This is a genomic window from Pseudomonas sp. BIGb0558 (genome assembly GCF_024807515.1).
GTDB lineage: Bacteria > Pseudomonadota > Gammaproteobacteria > Pseudomonadales > Pseudomonadaceae > Aquipseudomonas > Aquipseudomonas yamanorum_A.
Genome location: NZ_JANUEW010000026.1, coordinates 48,038 through 63,229, shown reverse-complemented (window position 1 = coordinate 63,229; position 15,192 = coordinate 48,038). Strand labels below are relative to the sequence as shown.

At 57.0% G+C, this 15,192-nt stretch carries 18 protein-coding genes and 1 tRNA gene; 14 read left to right on the top strand and 5 right to left on the bottom strand.

Annotated features, from left to right (window positions below):
* The first annotated feature begins 1 nt into the window (after position 1).
* The 9 genes from M2400_RS24565 (at position 2) to M2400_RS24525 (ending at position 5,150) form a co-directional block, all read left to right on the top strand.
* Entirely contained in the window at positions 2–760 is a 759-nt protein-coding gene (locus M2400_RS24565; RefSeq protein ID WP_177045040.1) for an MBL fold metallo-hydrolase, read from the top strand.
* A 27-nt stretch (positions 761–787) separates the two neighbouring features.
* The gene (gene purC, locus M2400_RS24560; protein ID WP_003211975.1) at positions 788–1,501 is read left to right on the top strand and encodes a phosphoribosylaminoimidazolesuccinocarboxamide synthase; all 714 of its coding nucleotides are present in this window, start codon (positions 788–790) and stop codon (positions 1,499–1,501) included.
* Positions 1,502–1,584: 83 nt separating this feature from the next.
* Positions 1,585–1,674: transfer RNA gene (locus M2400_RS24555), tRNA-Ser, on the top strand.
* Between the two features lie 121 nt (positions 1,675–1,795).
* The gene (locus M2400_RS24550; RefSeq protein WP_177045038.1) at positions 1,796–2,191 is read left to right on the top strand and encodes a type VII toxin-antitoxin system MntA family adenylyltransferase antitoxin; all 396 of its coding nucleotides are present in this window, start codon (positions 1,796–1,798) and stop codon (positions 2,189–2,191) included.
* Positions 2,181–2,615, top strand: coding sequence for a type VII toxin-antitoxin system HepT family RNase toxin (locus tag M2400_RS24545; protein WP_177045036.1), 435 nt, complete (start codon positions 2,181–2,183; stop codon positions 2,613–2,615). Before M2400_RS24550 ends, M2400_RS24545 begins: the two co-directional genes overlap by 11 nt.
* A gap of 77 nt (positions 2,616–2,692) precedes the next feature.
* Entirely contained in the window at positions 2,693–3,250 is a 558-nt protein-coding gene (locus tag M2400_RS24540; RefSeq protein ID WP_259198695.1) for a cytochrome b, read from the top strand.
* Positions 3,251–3,293: 43 nt separating this feature from the next.
* Positions 3,294–3,845, top strand: coding sequence for a tetratricopeptide repeat protein (locus tag M2400_RS24535; RefSeq protein WP_256348142.1), 552 nt, complete (start codon positions 3,294–3,296; stop codon positions 3,843–3,845).
* A gap of 55 nt (positions 3,846–3,900) precedes the next feature.
* Entirely contained in the window at positions 3,901–4,386 is a 486-nt protein-coding gene (locus M2400_RS24530) for an RNA polymerase sigma factor (protein WP_177045032.1), read from the top strand.
* Positions 4,383–5,150, top strand: coding sequence for an anti-sigma factor (locus M2400_RS24525; RefSeq protein ID WP_259198691.1), 768 nt, complete (start codon positions 4,383–4,385; stop codon positions 5,148–5,150). Before M2400_RS24530 ends, M2400_RS24525 begins: the two co-directional genes overlap by 4 nt.
* Before the next feature lie 11 nt (positions 5,151–5,161).
* Here the strand turns inward: M2400_RS24525 and M2400_RS24520 are convergent, their stop codons facing one another.
* The 5 genes from M2400_RS24520 to M2400_RS24500 all read right to left on the bottom strand — a co-directional run bounded on the left by M2400_RS24520 (position 5,162) and on the right by M2400_RS24500 (position 8,864).
* Entirely contained in the window at positions 5,162–5,578 is a 417-nt protein-coding gene (locus M2400_RS24520) for a type II toxin-antitoxin system YafO family toxin (RefSeq protein WP_177045028.1), read from the bottom strand.
* Between the two features lie 6 nt (positions 5,579–5,584).
* Complete coding sequence (locus M2400_RS24515; protein ID WP_177045026.1) at positions 5,585–5,731, bottom strand: hypothetical protein; 147 nt, start codon at positions 5,729–5,731, stop codon at positions 5,585–5,587.
* A 210-nt stretch (positions 5,732–5,941) separates the two neighbouring features.
* Complete coding sequence (locus M2400_RS24510) at positions 5,942–6,961, bottom strand: AraC family transcriptional regulator (RefSeq protein ID WP_259198685.1); 1,020 nt, start codon at positions 6,959–6,961, stop codon at positions 5,942–5,944.
* A gap of 26 nt (positions 6,962–6,987) precedes the next feature.
* On the bottom strand, positions 6,988–7,809 hold the full coding sequence (locus M2400_RS24505) for an SDR family NAD(P)-dependent oxidoreductase (RefSeq protein ID WP_259198683.1): 822 nt from the start codon (positions 7,807–7,809) through the stop codon (positions 6,988–6,990).
* A gap of 113 nt (positions 7,810–7,922) precedes the next feature.
* Entirely contained in the window at positions 7,923–8,864 is a 942-nt protein-coding gene (locus M2400_RS24500) for a LysR family transcriptional regulator (protein WP_259198682.1), read from the bottom strand.
* 159 nt (positions 8,865–9,023) lie between these two features.
* Between M2400_RS24500 and M2400_RS24495 the strand changes: the two genes are divergently transcribed.
* The 5 genes from M2400_RS24495 to M2400_RS24475 all read left to right on the top strand — a co-directional run bounded on the left by M2400_RS24495 (position 9,024) and on the right by M2400_RS24475 (position 14,933).
* Complete coding sequence (locus tag M2400_RS24495) at positions 9,024–10,334, top strand: MFS transporter (RefSeq protein ID WP_177045016.1); 1,311 nt, start codon at positions 9,024–9,026, stop codon at positions 10,332–10,334.
* A gap of 22 nt (positions 10,335–10,356) precedes the next feature.
* Positions 10,357–11,586, top strand: coding sequence for a Zn-dependent hydrolase (locus M2400_RS24490; protein ID WP_259198680.1), 1,230 nt, complete (start codon positions 10,357–10,359; stop codon positions 11,584–11,586).
* 168 nt (positions 11,587–11,754) lie between these two features.
* Positions 11,755–12,807, top strand: a complete 1,053-nt coding sequence (locus tag M2400_RS24485; RefSeq protein ID WP_259198679.1) for a histone deacetylase family protein — start codon at positions 11,755–11,757, stop codon at positions 12,805–12,807.
* Between the two features lie 208 nt (positions 12,808–13,015).
* Positions 13,016–13,552: a hypothetical protein gene (locus tag M2400_RS24480; protein WP_259198678.1), complete on the top strand. Its 537-nt coding sequence runs from the start codon at positions 13,016–13,018 to the stop codon at positions 13,550–13,552.
* Between the two features lie 13 nt (positions 13,553–13,565).
* Positions 13,566–14,933 carry an adenylate/guanylate cyclase domain-containing protein gene (locus M2400_RS24475; protein ID WP_259198676.1) on the top strand — a complete coding sequence of 456 codons (1,368 nt, stop codon included), beginning with the start codon at positions 13,566–13,568 and terminating at the stop codon, positions 14,931–14,933.
* The last annotated feature ends 259 nt before the right edge of the window (positions 14,934–15,192 follow it).

The following is a 15,192-nucleotide window of genomic DNA, read 5'->3' as shown; positions in this document are numbered from 1 at the left end:
GATGCGTTTTGCCGTTCTCGGCAGCGGTAGCCAAGGGAACGGCACGCTTGTAGCCCATGACGACACGTACGTCCTGGTGGATTGTGGTTTCTCCCTGCGGGAAACCGAGCGGCGCCTGCTGCGCCTGGGGGTTCACCCCACGCAGTTGAGCGCGATTCTGGTGACCCACGAACATGCCGACCACGTGCATGGCGTGGGTTTGCTGTCTCGGCGCTACAATCTTCCGGTGTACCTGAGTCGCGGTACCTTGCGCGGGATGCGCAAACCGATTGAACCCGCAGGTTTGCTGGCCGGTGGCGAGCAATTGCAGATCGGTGCCTTGAGCATTGATGTGATTGAAGTGGCCCACGATGCCCAGGAACCGACGCAATACGTATTCAGTGACGGTGAGCGACGTTTCGGCCTGCTCACCGACCTGGGTTCCTACTGCGCCAAGGTGCTGGACGGTTATCGCGACCTCGATGCATTGATGATCGAGTCCAACCACTGCCGTGACCTGCTTGCCCGTGGTCACTACCCGGCTTTTCTCAAGCAGCGGGTCGGCGGGCAGTTTGGACATTTGAACAACCACCAGGCGGCGTACCTGGTGTATGAGTTGGGCTGGCAAGACCTGCAACATCTGGTGCTGGCCCACCTGAGCAGCAAGAACAACCTGCCGACGCTTGCCCGGCAATGTTTTGTCGACACCCTTGGGTGCGACCCGGACTGGCTGCAACTGGCCGATCAAGATTCAGGGCTCGACTGGCGACACATCGCCTAGCCCACCTAACGTAATGCGGAGCCCATCATGGAAAAACGTGAAGAACTCTACCGCGGCAAAGCCAAATCGGTTTACAAGACCGACGACGCCAACCGCCTGATCCTGCTGTTTCGCAACGACACCTCGGCGTTCGACGGCAAGCGCATCGAACAGCTCGACCGCAAAGGCATGGTGAACAACAAGTTCAACGCCTTCATCATGCAGAAACTCGAAGCGGCCGGCATTCCGACCCAATTCGACAAACTGCTGGGCGACAACGAATGCCTGGTGAAAAAACTCGACATGATCCCGGTCGAGTGCGTCGTGCGTAACTATGCCGCCGGCAGCCTGGTGAAGCGTTTGGGCGTGGAAGAGGGCCTCAAGCTCAATCCTTACACCTTCGAACTGTTCCTGAAGGACGACGCCAAGGGCGACCCGTTCATCAACGAATCCCACGTAGTGGCATTCGGTTGGGGCACCGCTGAGCAACTGGCTCGCATGAAAGAACTGTCGCTGAAGGTCAACGACGTCCTGAGCAAACTGTTCGATGACGCCGGCCTGCTGCTGGTGGACTTCAAACTCGAATTCGGTGTGTTCCACGACGGCTCCATCGTCCTGGGCGACGAGTTCAGCCCGGACGGCTGCCGCCTGTGGGACAAAGACACCCGCAAGAAGATGGACAAAGACCGCTTCCGCCAGGGCCTCGGTGACGTTATCGAAGCCTACGAAGAAGTCGCCAACCGTCTCGGCGTACCGCTGTAATCGACGCAAGCATCTGATAGCACGGAAAAAAATCGCTCAGGCGCTTTGCTTCCACGAAACAGGCTGTTATGATGCGCGCCGTTGGAGAGATGCCAGAGTGGCCGAATGGGACGGATTCGAAATCCGTTGTACCTTCACCGGTACCTAGGGTTCGAATCCCTATCTCTCCGCCATTATTGAAAAACGAAAAACCCCTGATAACTTCAATGTTGTCAGGGGTTTTTTGCTTTCAGTCAGAAATTACATAATGAATTCTGCTACGGTCTTCGTTAATTGGCGATTCGGACATCAGTCATGAATTTTGAAAAAGTACTGGCGCACCTACAGGTTGAAGTCCCAGGTCTACTGGCTGTGTATGTGTTCGGTAGCCAAGTGACTGGTGAGGCTGGCAGTGAGAGCGACCTGGATGTTGCCGTTCTTTCTGCGGGAGTGGTCGAGCCTTTATCGCTATGGCGGCTTTCCGGGGAATTAGCCGATATAGTTGGCGTTCCAGTCGACTTGCTTGATTTGCGCGCAGCCTCAACAGTGATGCAATACCAGGTATTGACCACCGGACGTCGGCTATGGTCCGGGAGTATCCAGGCAGGTCTCTTCGAGAGCTACGTCCTGAGCGAAAAAACCGCGTTGGACACGGCAAGAGCCGAGTTGTTGGCGGATATCCAGAAGGAAGGGAATGTGTATGGTCGATGATGTTCTCATCAATAAAGCAGCCAGCATTGAACGTTGCGTTGCTCGCGCCCGTCAGGAATACGATAAAGATCCCACCAGCTTCGCTACCGATTTCACGCGCCAGGATGCGGCGATCCTGAATATTCAGCGAGCGTGTGAAGCCGCGCTGGACATGGGCCAGCACCTGATTCGTCGTGAGCGCTTGGGCGTTCCACAAGGAGCCCGTGATGTGTTTGAGTTGTTATGTCAGGGCGGTTGGGTCAATCCTGCGTTGCTGACCAACCTGAAAAACATGGTCGGGTTCCGTAACATTGCTGTTCACGAGTACCAGACGCTTCAATTGCCGATTACCGTTGCGATCATCACGAAACACCTTGGTGATTTTCTGGCATTCAGTTCGCATATTTTGATCAAGGATGCAGGTTTGGAAAGTAAACAGGTCTGATCTGTAAAATTCTCCCCTCCCTCTGAATAAGTTTCCTTGTTGCGGTGTTCACCACACAGACCACCCAGGAAACGCCCATGAACACCCCAACCGACCGCTACGACCGCCTGACCCGCACCTTCCACTGGCTGACCGCCGCCCTGGTGATCTTCATGTTCGCCAGCGCACACATCTGGGAAAACCTGGAAAAAGGCACGCCACTGCGCAAAGGCCTGCAATCAGTCCATATCTCCCTGGGCATCGCCATGGCGGTACTGATTGCTGCACGTATCCTCTGGCGCCTGTTCGGTGGCAATCACCCAAAGAGCGACAGCCACCCGGCGCTGAACGTGACCGCCAAAATCGCCCACGGCTGTCTATACCTGTTACTAGTCACGCAGGTAATCCTGGGCTTCCTGTTCCGCTGGGCCCAAGGTGAACCCTTCAACTTCTTCGGACTGTTCCCGGTGCCCGCGCCGTTTGTGATCGATCACGAGTTGCGTGGCACCTTGGGTGGCCTGCACAACAATGTCGCCTGGGCGATCATCGTACTCGCCGGGCTACATGCCTGCGCTGCGCTGTGGCATCACTACATCCGGCGCGACAGCACGCTGCGCCGCATGCTGCCCGGCCCTCGGGGCGATCTTCAACACTGAGTTTGCTGCTGTACTTTCCCTATCGTTACGGAGCATTAACGCCATGAAGAGTCGTCACGAACACGCCGTTGGTTACCGCACCGCTCTATTCTTCGGTGCCTGTATGGCCGCCGCGCTACTGGCCGGCCAGGCCCATGCTTCCGGTGATGAGTCGGCGCCGCCCAAGCCCAACTGCCCCAAAGGGCAGGTCTGGGATACCAAGACCGGCAAGTGCGTGCTGCAAACCAGCAAAGCCACGTCGGACGCCGACCGCACTGATTACGCCTATCGCCTGGCCAAGGACGGGCGCTACGACGAAGCCCTGTCACTGCTCGACACGCTGCAAGATCCGAACACCGCCAAGGCCCTGAACTACCGCGGCTACGCCACCCGCAAGCTGGGTCGCACCGATGAAGGCATCAGCTACTACCTCAAATCCGTGGCACTGGACCCTGGCTATGCACAAGTCCGTGAGTACCTGGGTGAGGCTTACGTCATCAAGGGCCGTGTAGACCTGGCCCAAGAGCAGTTGGTGAAAATCAAAACCCTGTGCGGCACCACCTGTGAAGAGTACGAAGACCTGGCCGAAGCCATAGCCGCTGCGCCTCAGGCTTAAACGGGAGACCGCCATCACCACAGACGCCGAGTTACGCCGTGAGTTAAGCCAACTGTTGCCGCGTTTATGGCGATACGGCTGGGTGCTGTCGCGACAAAAGCATGTGGCGGATGACCTGGTGCAGGCCACCTGCGTGCGGGCGCTGGAGCGTGCAGGCCAGTTCGTGGCCGGCACGCGGCTGGACCGCTGGTTGCTGACGATCATGCATTCGATATGGCTTAACGAACTGCGCTCGCAGCGCGTGCGGCAAGGGCAGGGGTTTGTCGATGCCGAGCAGGCATTGTCATTCGACGGCGAAACCCTGGCCCAGGACCACGTGTTGGCCGCGCAGGTGATCAAGCGCGTCAATGCGCTGCCCGAAGCCCAGCGGGAGACGGTTTTCCTGGCCTATGTCGAAGGGCTTTCATACAAGGAAATTGCCGAGGTCCTGCACATCCCGGTGGGAACGGTGATGAGCCGACTGGCTGCTGCGCGCTTGAAGCTGGCTGAAACGGCGCATTCAAGTGGCTTGCTGGATAAATCGAGCGGAGAACGACGATGACTCAAAATACCCCACCGTCGGATGAACTGCTGGTGGCTTATCTCGATGGCGAGCTGGACCCCAGCCAGCGCCAGCTTATCGATAATCTGTTGGGAATTGACCCCGCCGTGACGGCCCGCGTCGAGCAGCTCAAGCGCGGTCACCTGCCGTTCAAAGCCGCGTTCGATTCGGTGCTCGATCAAGCCCCCACCGCGCGTTTGCAGGCGATGCTTGATGCCTTGCCACCGGCCCCGGCCCCGGCGCTGAGTCGACGCAGGTTTCTCGCGGTAGCCGCCAGCTTCGCGGTGGCCGGCGTGGTCGCTGATCGGCTGTTCATGACGTTGCCCCGGCCTGAGCCCGGTTCGGGCTGGCGTGCTTCGGTCGCAGAATATATGGCGCTGTATACGCCCCAGACCCTGGAAAACCTCAGAACTGACCCTGAGTCGCATATCGCCCAACTGGGCTCGGTAGGGCGCCAACTCGGCCTGCCGCTGAGCCCGGCGGCGATAAGCCTGCCTGGCGCTGAGTTCAGGCGCGCACAAATCCTCGATTATGACGGCGTACTGATCGGCCAGTTGACCTACCTCGACCCGCGCCACGGCCCGCTGGCGCTGTGCATCACGGCCGCAAAAAAAGGCGCTGTGGCCATGGCCACCGAGCAGCGCCGCGGCCTGAACGTGGTGTTTTGGTCCAGTCCAACCCATGCCTTCATGTTGATTGGCAGAAACCCGTTTGAGGATTTGCAGATCATGGCGCGTAGTGCCGAGAAGGCTTTGTCCACTTAAAAATACGACACTCAATCATCAATATCGGGATAGATGACTCTCCCGAGTATCCAGGGCGCAACCATATCGCTATGAACCGTGCGCAGAAATGAGCCCCACTCGGTACGACTGTGGGCATCAGGTCCGATCACGGTCAGTAACAGATAGGCATCACAGTAGGAGTCGTGAGCGTAAATTAGCCAGAAGTCATTATCCGGGTCATTCAGGAGGGTAGTACGGTAATACTGGCGTTTGATTTTTGCCCATTGAACCTGAGTCTGAGAGGTGCCGGCCAGATGAATGTGATATAGATCGCTGAGATCAAGGCGTTCATCCCTGCCAAAAATAAGCGGCAGCTCACCGCACACTTTGTAGTTGAAAAAGTGCGCGGCGAAATTTTCCCAGTTACTGACTTTTTGAAACAGGGGGGAGATTTTGACAGCGGGCATTCAATCCTACTTGGAGATTGGAAGCTTGCCGCTGATCACAAAGGTGTCGAAAGCTTTTTGTCCATCACGCGCGGCTTGCCGTACATCAAGGAAGCTCAGCTCTCCGCTGACGGCCTTTTTGCGCGGCTTCTCGGTCTTTTTGGTGGTGGCCATCGGAGCCTCCGAAGGAAGTGTGTTCATAGCGTTCAGCTTATGTGAATAGTGATAGCCGAGCAAACCGCAGGCTTGATGGGCCGAGGAAAGGGACTATATCGATTGGCTTGATAGCCGCTCAAGAGCTTGGCGGAAGGACGAGGCTGATAACGCCGTCGGGCAAATCTTCATTTAGCTGGCGGTAATGGCTTCGCTACCTTTTCGCAAACTTCAAGTTTTCTCCAACAACGCCCGCCAACGCGCCGGCGTCGTGCCTTCCCAGGCGCGAAACGCCCGATAAAACGAATTGGTGTCTTCATAACCGACCAGGCAGGCGATCTCGTCTATTTCGATCGTCGGTTCGGTCAGCAAGTGGCGCACCACTTCCTGGCGCGTCTCCAGCATCAGTTGCCTGAAACTGGTGCCGGCCTCGGTAATGCGCCGTTGCAACGTGCGTTCGCTCATGCCCAGTTCCCGCGCGACCTCCACCATCTCGGGCCGACCACTCGCCAGGATCCGCTTGAGGGTGATCTTCACCTGATGGCTGATGCTGACGGGGGCCGACGCCTCGGCCAGCGCCGCTACCAGGCTGGGGTTCAGCATGTCCAGCATCTGTGGGTTGTATCCCGGAAAGGATCGATCCAGATCCGCGGCATCCAGCACCAACGCATTGCGCCCGGCACCAAACTTCACGGGGCAGCCAAAAAACTCGGCCAGTGCGCGGCTGCCGTCATCCGGGCGAGCCAGTTCGACTTTCAGAGGAATAACCTGTGCGCGGGAACCCCGCCGGCCCAACTCGACAAATGTGGCAAACGCCGCGTCTATCAAGCGTGAAGGCGGCAACTCGGGCGTGTGCAACCAGTCGATGGTCACCGTGCAGGTGCGGCCATCTTCAGCAACCAGCAGGCGCTCGGGCGTGCACAGTTGCTTGAAGCGGGCGAGGCGGTGCAGGCCATCGCGATAATCCCGGGCGACAAAGGCGGCAAAGCTGGAGGGCGGAAGCGCGGCGATCTCCAGCTGCGTCACCAGCAAGATGCCGACAGCCGGATCGGGATTAAGCGTACGAACCGCCTCCCACAAGCGAAAGTATTCCAGCGTTGTCACCTGCCGCCGGTCTCGCCGCTCGCGCAGGTGCAAGGTCATGGGCAAGCGTGCCTGACGCAACACCACCGATGGCTCCAGGCCGACGTTCTTCAGCGCCTGCCAGAACACATCCGGTATGTTGAAACGGGGTTGGGTCGCGTCAGACATGCAGCACCTTTTTCCAAACCGTGAGATTAATCCGAGGCTGACACACTGAGGTCGTGCCACTTTTTATCCGACTCGGCCAAGTCTGCCGCTGCCCGGGCGGCGTATTGCACGGCATCGGTGCCGATCAGCAAGCGTAGCGGGGCGTCTTTGTTCAGTGCCAGCTCCAGCACGATTTCGGCAACCCGGTCCGGACCCGTCGGCAGGATGCCGGGGGAATTGAGCAATTCAACCAGGGCGCCGACCGTTTGCTGGTAGGGCTCACTGATGGCCGGAATCGTCATGGAACTGCCCGACCAGTCCGTTCGCATGCCGCCCGGCTCCAGAACGGTCACCTGGATGCCCAGTGGCGTGACTTCCTGTGCCAGCACTGTGGAAAATCCACCGACTGCCCATTTCGCACTCTGATACGCGGCCAGGCCGGCCATGCCGATGCGGCCACCCAGCGACGACACCTGGAAGATATGACCACTGCCCTGGGCCCGCAACACCGGCACCACCGCCTTGCTGACGTGCACCACACCATAGAAGTTGGTGTCGATCTGCGCCGAAAAATCCTCCAGCGTCACGTCTTCCACCGAAGCCAGATCACCGTAGCCAGCGTTATTGACCACTACATCCAGGCGGCCAAAACGTTTCACCGCGGCATCCACCGCTTCCAGCACCTGCTGGTTGTTGGTGACATCCAGCGCGACGGGATAAACCGCCTCACCGTATTCGGCCACCAGGTCATCCAACTGCTTGGGGTTACGGGCGGTGGCGACTACGCGATCACCGGCGCGCAGGGCGGCTACGGTAATCGAGCGACCGAGGCCGCGGGAACTGCCGGTGATAAACCATATTCTGGACATTCGAACACCTCTTCGTTTTGAGACAGCGGGAGCAACCTGTGAACGAATGATGGTGGACGGGCCCTTTTCATACACTAGCAAGAGGGCGCCAAGTGACTTGCAACTTACGCCATTTATTCCGCGGCCAGTCGCGCCGACAGGCTTTCGATAAACACCGTTTCCGCCCGGCTCATCTTCTGCTCGCGGTTCCACAGCAGGTGGATATCCACGTCGGTAATGCCTTCGTCCGGCGGCAGGCGCCACAGCAATCCATTCTTCACATCCTCGGCCACCACATGAATCGGCAGGCAGCCCAGGCCAAACCCGGCAATCACCAACCGGCGTACCTCTTCCAGGCTGGAGGACGACGCCACGATGCGCCCGCTGAAGCCCTGCTGGTCGCGAAATATCGTCAACGGCGAGAGCATCCCGCCGATCTGGTCGCTGGTGAAACTCACGAAATTTTCCGACTGCAAATCCCCCTCCGCCAAACCGGTGCGACCAAACAACGGGTGATGCCGCCCGCAAAAGAACGCATAACGCTGGCGTAGAAACAGGTGCTGCTCCAGGCGCGGTTGCGGCCGGCGATTGAGGCTCAGGCCCAAGGTCGCGGTTTTTTCCAGCAGGGCGGCGACGATGTCGGAGCTGCGCATCACCTCAACGTCCAGATCGACCCTGGGATGCTGGCGATGGAAGTCGGCCAGGAAGTCATCAAAGGTGTCGGAACTGATCCGGCTGATCATCAGCAAGCGCACCTTGCCGATCACCTCGTCGCCAGGCTTTTGCAGGGCGTTGCTCATCTGCGAGACCTGGCCGTACATCTCGCCGGCAATCGCGAAGATCTGCTCGCCGGCTTCGGTCAGCACAAAGCGCGGGCCGCGCCGGGCAATCAGCTGGCAGTCGAGCTGTTCTTCCAGGCGCTTGAGTGCCTGGCTGATGGCCGGTTGGGTCAGGTGCAGGCGCGCGGCGGCGCGGCTGATGCTCAATTCCTGGCCGATCACCCGGAAGGTGCGCAGCAGGTTCCAGTCCAGGCGGTCATTGAGCAGCGGGTGAAAATCGCGGCGGTTTTCAGACATGGCGACAGCTCGATAATAAACAGGATTTATAATTGGAATAATAAATAGAAAATTGACTAATCATAGCGCCGAGACGAAAAATCACCCTCACTCAGCGCCATCAGAGCGCATGCGCCAGACCTTTCTCCTGCCAAAAAAATAACCAAAGGAGCCAACCCCATGAAGCCTTCCGCTTCGCCGCAGCCTCGCCGTGCCGCGGCCGCCGCCTTTATCGGCACCATGATCGAGTGGTACGACTTTTACATCTACGCCACCGCCGCCGCGCTGGTGTTCGGTCAGCTGTTTTTCCCTTCCGACGACAAACTGTTCAGCACCATGGCCGCGTTCGGCACCTTTGCCGTGGGCTTCTTCGCCCGGCCGTTGGGCGGCATCGTGTTTGGGCATATCGGCGATCGTATCGGTCGCAAGAAATCCCTGGTGATCACCCTGGTGATGATGGGCGTGGTGACGGTGTGCATCGGGCTGTTGCCGACCTACGCGCAGATCGGTGTCGCGGCGCCGGTGTTGCTGGTACTGCTGCGCGTGGTGCAAGGCATTGCCGTAGGCGGCGAGTGGGGCGGGGCGGTGCTGATGGCCGGCGAACATGCGCCCAAGGGTCGTCGCAATTTCTTTGCTTCTTTTGCCCAGTTGGGCAGCCCGGCGGGTTTGATTCTGTCGCTGCTGGCCTTCAGCGCAGTGACCCGTCTGCCGGAAGCCGACCTGCTCAGTTGGGGCTGGCGCGTGCCGTTCCTGGCCAGTGCGTTGCTGTTGATCGTCGGCTTGGCGATCCGCCTGGGCGTCAACGAATCCCCCGAGTTCCTGGAAGACAAAGCCAAGGCGGAAAAAGCCCGGGCCATCACCCAGGACCAGGCCCCGGTGATTGAAGTGCTGAAAACGGCCTGGCGCCCGCTGCTGCTGTGCATCGGCGCCAACACCCTGGGGATTGCCGGGGTGTATTTCACCAACACCTTCATGATTGCCTACACCACCCAGCAACTTAACCTGCCGCGCTCGTTGATTCTGGAATGCCTGTTTGTCGTGGCCATCATCCAGTTCTGCGTGCAGCCGCTGGCGGCCTGGGTGGCGGAGAAGGTCGGCGCGACGCGCTTTCTGTGTGCCATGACGCTGCTGGCAATGGCTTCGCCGTATCCGATGTTCGTGCTGGTCAGCAGCGGCCAGGCACCGTTGATCATCCTCGGCATCGCCCTGGCCGTGGTGTGCATGGCCTCGTTTTATGCGGTGATCGCCGGCTTCGTCAGCGGCTTGTTCGAAACCCGCGTGCGCTACACCGCCATCTCCCTGGCCTACCAAGTGTGTGGGGCGCTGGCCGGTGGCCTCACGCCGTTGATCGGCACCTGGCTGGCCCATGAATACCAGGGCCAGTGGTGGCCGATGGCTGTGTTCTACAGCGCGATTGCGGCGGTGTCGCTGGTGTGTGTACTCGCGTTGTCCCGCCGCCACGCCACAGCCCACCGTCTTGAAATGGCTTGATGAGTTTTATTGGAGCGTTTGTATGTTGAAGATTAAGGGTGAGCGCCTGTGGGCCAGCCTGATGGCCATGGCCGAAATCGGCGCCACGGCGCGCGGCGGCAGTTGCCGGCTGGCGTTGAGCGCCGAAGACCAGGCCGGCCGCGCGCTGTTCAGCCGCTGGTGTGAAGACGCCGGGCTGACCTTGAGTGTGGATGCCATTGGCAACCTGTTCGCCCGCCGGGCGGGTACCGACCACGAGGCTGCGCCGGTGATGATGGGCAGCCACCTCGACACCCAGCCCGAAGGTGGGCGCTTTGATGGTGTCTATGGTGTGCTGGCCGGATTGGAGGTAATCCGCAGCCTTGACGACCACGGCATCAAAACCCGCAAGCCACTGGAAATTGCGGTGTGGACCAACGAGGAGGGCGCCCGTTTTACCCCGGCCATGCTCGGCTCAGCGGTGTTCACCGGGACCCTGGCATTGGACAAGGCGTTGGCCACCCAGGATGTCGACGGTGTCAGCGTCGCGGATGCGTTGCGCAGCACGGGCTACAACGGCGAGCGCCCATTGGGCGGCGCAGTGGATGCATATTTTGAAGCGCACATCGAGCAAGGTCCTATCCTGGAAGACAACGCCAAGAGCATCGGCGTGGTCACCGGTGGCCAGGCGATTCGCTGGCTCGACGTGCGCGTGGAAGGCATGGCCGCCCATGCTGGCACCACGCCGATGCCCCTGCGCAAGGACGCCCTGTACGGTGCCGCGCAGATGATCCAGGCGCTGGAAAACCTGGCGGCCGACTCTGCGCCGCAGGGCCTGACCACGGTGGGTGAATTGAGCATCGCCAAGTCGTCGCGCAACACCATTCCCGGCCTGCTGAATTTCACCGTCGACCTGCGCCACCACCACGACGCCGACATTGAAGCCATGGAACAACACGTGCGCGCGCGCCTGCAGGACATCGCCGCCCGGCGTGGCCTGAGCGTCACCGTCAGCCCGCACTGGGTCAGCCCGGCGACGCCGTTTGATGCCGAGTGTGTGGCGTGTGTGCAGTCGGCGGTGGATGCGTTGGGTTATGCCCAGCAATCCATCGTCAGTGGCGCCGGCCACGACGCCATCCATCTGGCGCGGTTCTGCCCCACGGCGATGGTGTTCATCCCGTGCGTGGGCGGCTTGAGTCATAACGAAGCCGAAGATGTGCTGCCCGAGGATGTTCGCCAGGGCACCGATGTATTGCTCAATGCCGTGCTGAAACGCGCCGGCCAGGCTAATTAACGAAACATTTCTGCAAGGTTGAACACGATCAAAATGTAGGAGCTGGCTTGCCTGCGATAGCGGTGGTTCAGGCAACAAGTGTGTATCTGAGCCACCGCAATCGCAGGCAAGCCAGCTCCTACAGGTCCGGTGTTCAACCGCAGATGTGTGCCCATCAGGAGAAATCCCATGCGTACCTTTTTCCATCCCGAACAACTCCTGCACCATCCCCGCAGTTACTACTCACGCGGCCAGATGCGCACCCCGCAGGAAGTCCCCGAGCGTGCCCGCAACCTGCTGCTGGCCGCGCAAACCCTGGGCTTCGACATCCAGCAACCCCGCGACCACGGCCTTGATCCATTGCTGGCCGTACACGGCGCGGCCTACCTGACCTTCCTTCAGGAAGCCTACCCGCGCTGGAAAGATATCCCCGAAGACTGGGGCGACGAAGTCATGTCCAACATCTTCGTGCGCGAGCCCAACGCCCTGCGCGGCATCCTTGCCCAGGCGGCGCGCTACCTCGCCGACGGCAGTTGCCCGATTGGCGAACTCACCTGGCGCTCGGCGTACTGGTCCGCCCAAAGCGCCGTGGCCGCCGCCCAGGACATTCTCGACGGTGCGCCCGCCGCTTATGCGTTGTGCCGTCCACCGGGTCACCACGCCCGCTTTGATGCCGCCGGTGGGTTTTGCTACATCAACAATGCGGCGGTTGCGGCGCAGGCGTTGCGCGATGGCTTCGAACGCGTTGCCGTGCTCGATACCGACATGCACCACGGGCAAGGCATCCAGGAGATTTTCTACGACCGTGACGATGTGCTTTACGTGTCGATTCATGGCGACCCGACCAACTTCTATCCCGGCGTTGCAGGCTTTGCCGAGGAGCGCGGCGCGGCGGCGGGGGAGGGCTTCAACCTCAATTTGCCGATGGCCCATGGCGCCAGTGAGGCGCTATTTTTTGAAAAGCTGGAGCTGGCGTTGAAGGCGGTGAAGGACTTCTCGGCGGATGTGCTGGTGTTGTCGCTGGGGTTCGATATCTATGAGCTGGACCCACAGAGCAAGGTGGCGGTGACGCGGGAAGGGTTTGCGCGGTTGGGTCAGTGTATTCGTGGGTTGGGGCTGCCGTGTGTGATCGTGCAGGAGGGCGGGTATCACCTGGAGACGCTGGACAGTAATGCGCAGGCGTTTTTTGGGGGGTATCTGCTTAGCGAGATATTACCGGCAGATAGAGCGTGGCGGCTGTGATATCTTTATGCCATCGCTTGGCGTGATTTTTACAGATGATCTTTGAAGAAGATATTTATGCTTTGCCTTCAGCGATTAGCACTAGTTTTTTTGATCTGATGGAGCTGTTTTGAGTGTTATAACGTTTATAGATGTGAGAGGGAGGCTGTTGGTGTTGGAATTGAAGCAGTCCGTAGAGTGTTAGTTGATTAGTGGGTAAGGGGGTGAGATGGATAAGATTGATGGTCTTTTCAGAATTATTGGTAGGTATGATCATTATATAGAGCTTGCTAACAACAAGGCTAATTATGTGTTGGCTTCTATAATTACTGTCAATGTCGCGATGGCAGCATTGCTTGGTTATTCTGAGGTTTTAAAGTTTGAGGTCGGATTTCCTTTCGTAGGGATTTTTAAGGTTCTATCGTTAATTTGTTATTTTGCCTTTTTGTTTTTTAGTGGAGTCGCGATTAAAGGTGTAAATAGTATAATTTTCCCTAATACAAGTAGTCCGGTTGGTGTTGACCCGTCTAATGTTTTTTTTGGTGACGTTGGCGGGCGCAGTCATGTCGAATATGCACATGCTTTTAAAGAGATGAGTTGTGATAAGTTTATCGAGGATCTTTCTTTTCAGGCAAATGCCCTAGCTAAAATAGTGAGCGAGAAATTTAATCATCAGAAAGACGTTATGAATACTACTGTGAGGCAGGTAGTGCCCTTCGCGCTTGCGACGTCCTCACTATGTGGACTGATAAAGTCGCTTTCTTAATGGAGTTGAGTGAGTGGAATCTAATATACTGACGGAACGCGGGTTCGATGCGATTTTTAATTCGACTCTAAAAAAACGAGAGAAGTTAAAGGGCGAAGCTCATTTGAAATCATCTATGGGGCTTGAGTCTCATGATGCTATTTTAGCTGAAGCGACTAATAGGGATATTGCAGAGTCGCTAGAAATTGGTCCTCAAGGTGAATATGTTATTCAGGGGGCAATTAGAAAGTGGTTTGATAAGCTGGGAGTTAATGAGGGGGCAATAGCGGCGCATCCAGATTTTAAAAATATGCCTATTACAGGGGAAACTATCAATCAATACGTCTGTACGGTATTTATTGATATTAAGGGTTCTACACGTCTTTCTCTCTTGTATGATTTGGAGTTCATATATAATTTTAAAAACGCAGTCCTTAAAGCTTGTATTGATATAGTTAGATCTTTTGATGGCTACGTTCATCGACTTATGGGCGATGCGTTAATGGCGTTTTTTGGATCTAGCCTTGTTGGTAAAGAGCAGGCCGCAATAGACGCAATAAATTGTTCTATAATGTTCAAGGTTGTTCTTGAGTATTCCATAAAACCTTGGCTGGAGAAGCATAAGGGGTTTGATGCTGAAAATTTTGGTTTCCGTGTTGGGTGCAATTTTGGGGACGATTTAGAGGTTCTGTGGGGTAATTATGGTTATGGTTATTTGGGGGAGGTGTCACCGACAGGCTTGCCAGTAGATCTTGCAGCAAAGTTGCAGGGGCTTGCGAGTAAGAATGAAATTATGCTTGGGCAGGGAATAATGAATTTTATCAACTGGCCCGAGGAGTTTTCAAAAATAAAAATTGTGCAAAAAAATGGCGTTGATATGGCTCAGGAATTTGTGACGCCAAATTATAAAAAGCCTGATGGTACCGATTTGAATTACGGTATGAGAATACTTAATTATCAGAAGTGTATTGATTACTTGCCGATAGATGTGGATGTTAAGTCTCGGCTGAAAGGAGGGCGCTCAATTGATAATCCGCTGATTTCTTACCGTTGTGATGCCGGTACGTGCACGGAAAATATGACGAATTATGTTTCTGCTTCTAGGTTCTTAGATAAAAATATGTCTTTGCGTTTTATCGTTGAGGCGAACTCAATAAGTCGATTGAAGTTTCCTCTGTCAGTTAAGTTTACGAAGAAAAATCACGGCCCAGATGTCCCATTGGATGAGCTTGTGGAAGTGCCTGTTACTGAGTGTATTAGACGCTCGGGTAGTGGTCCTTTTTTTAGCTGTGAACTAATAGAAGGTACCTCTTATAGAGGTATTCATACGATGGAATGTGAGGTGAGAGAGTCGGATAATACATTGATTTATCGGAATAAAATTGCTGTACTGATTAAGTAACTTACCGTTAGTTGTGACTTTTAGAAATCTTTCCAGATTTGCTTTGCTTGAGGCAGGACGTTAGTCTTCCCTTCGCCGCCAGCACGGCGGTCGGTTTTGACAGACCGATTTACAGGTGTACAACTTCCGTTACGATTGCAGGCTGCCTAAGCTGTGACGTCGTTTTATGGCGGCTGTACGTGGGGCATCTTCGGGTGCGCCGGGTCCTGTATACCGGTCTGTCAACCCGCGTACAGCTGCCACCCAATCCTGTTTGACA